The following is a 1,883-nucleotide window of genomic DNA, read 5'->3' on the forward strand; positions in this document are numbered from 1 at the left end:
GGTGTGCGCGCCAGATGGCGTGACGTCCCGTTTGCCCCTCGAGGGCCCGGGTAGCGATCAGGAATGCGTGATCGTCGGCCTTCGGGGGGCACCATGAGCGCGGACCGGTCGTCGGCACTGGCCGACACCGATGGGTGCGACGTCCGGAAGCGCTGGCAGGCGCTCGGCGTCGGCCTGGTCGCCGCCTTCATGACGCTGCTCGACGTCAGCATCGTCAACGTCGCCGTACCGTCGATGGACCGCGCGCTCGGCGCCACGCCCAGCGATCTGCAGTGGGTGCTGTCCGGGTACGCGCTCACCTTCGGGCTGGTGCTGGTGCCCGCGGGACGCTTCGGCGACGCCCGGGGCCGGCGGAACGCCTTCGTCCTCGGGGTGGCGCTGTTCACCCTGACCAGCGCGCTGGCCGGACTGGCCCGCTCGCCGGAGTGGCTGGTCGCCGCCCGGCTGGTGCAAGGCGCCGCGGCGGGAATCGTGAACCCGCAGGTGAGCGGCCTGATCCAGCAGCTGTTCCGGGGCGCGGAACGCGGTCGGGCGTTCGGCCTGTTGGGCGCGACCATCGGCATCTCCACCGCCGTCGGGCCGCTGCTCGGCGGGTTGCTCATCCAGCTCGGCGGTGCGGAGCACGGCTGGCGCTGGGTGTTCTTCGTCAACGTCCCGGTGGGCATCGTCGCGGTGCTGCTCGGCTGGCGGCTGCTGCCGGCCCGCCCCACCGGCCAGCAGGATCGGCACCGCCTCGACCCGGTCGGGGTGCTGCTGCTCGGGATAGGGGTGACCCTCGTGCTCCTGCCGCTGGTGCAACGCGAGCAGTGGCACACCCCGTGGAAGTGGGCGCTCATCCCGGCCGGCCTGGCCGTCCTGATCGGCTTCGGTCTCTGGGAGCGGTGGTACGCCCGGCACCGGCCGCCGCTGTTCGACCTGCGGCTGTTCGGGTTTCGCTCGTACACCCTCGGGGCGCTGATCGCGCTGGTCTACTTCGGCGGGTTCACCGCCATCTTCTTCATCTTCACCCTCTACCTGCAGAACGGGCTCGGCTACAGCGCCCTCATCGCCGGCCTGGCGATCACCCCGTTCGCGCTGGGCTCGGCGGTGGCGTCGGCGCTGGGCGGCCGGGTCGTCACCCGGTACGGCCGGCCCCTGGTCGCCGTCGGTCTGCTCGTCGTGGTGATCGGACTCGCGGCCACCGTCTGGGTGCTGCGCGGCTCGCCGTCCAGCTCGGTGCCGCTGCTGACCGCGGTGCCGCTGCTGCTCGCCGGGCTGGGCAGCGGCCTGGTCATCGCACCGAACCAGACGCTCACCCTGGCGGAGGTGCCGGTGCCGCAGGCCGGCAGCGGGGCCGGCATGCTGCAGACCGGCCAGCGGATCGGCTCGGCGGCCGGCATCGCGGCGGTCGGATCGCTGTTCTTCTCCTCGCTGGCCAGCAGCCGGGGCGACTGGGCGACCGCCTTCCGGCACTCGCTGCTGCTGGCCACCGGCATCATCACGCTCGCCCTGGTGGCGGCGCTGATCGACATCGCCGGAGGGGATCGGGGTCCGGCCCGGTGAACGCGGTTGGGGGCTGGGGGCGGCCGTCCCCGGCTTCGGGCGGTCAGGCTTGATCCCTGCGCCGGGGACGGTCGCCCCCAGCCCTGACGTTGGTCACCGTCCGCCCGGCGGTCACGGTCTTGTGTTTGTACGTGGAAATGCCGCTGGCCGGCACCCCGTGTGTCCGGGGTGCCGGCCAGCGGCTCGTTGCGTGTTGCTTGGTCAGGTCAGCTGTTCCAGTGCTGGGCGACCAGGTGGGCGGCCTGCTGCTCCCACTGGGCGTAGGCGTCCGGGTAGGCCGACACCTGCACCGTCTGGGCGGCCTCGGTCAGCGGCATGTCCTGCCACCCGTCGACCTGCTT

General features: G+C 72.8%; 1 protein-coding gene. It reads left to right on the top strand.

Annotation, left to right across the window (positions count from 1 at the left end; all coding sequences use genetic code 11):
* Window positions 1-93: 93 nt before the first annotated feature.
* Complete coding sequence (locus JNW87_RS38180) at window positions 94-1,542, top strand: MFS transporter (protein ID WP_238455417.1); 1,449 nt, start codon at window positions 94-96, stop codon at window positions 1,540-1,542.
* The last annotated feature ends 341 nt before the right edge of the window (window positions 1,543-1,883 follow it).

Origin of the sequence: Micromonospora sp. ATA51, from assembly GCF_016802855.1 — a bacterium.
Taxonomy (GTDB): Bacteria; Actinomycetota; Actinomycetes; order Mycobacteriales; family Micromonosporaceae; genus Micromonospora; species Micromonospora sicca.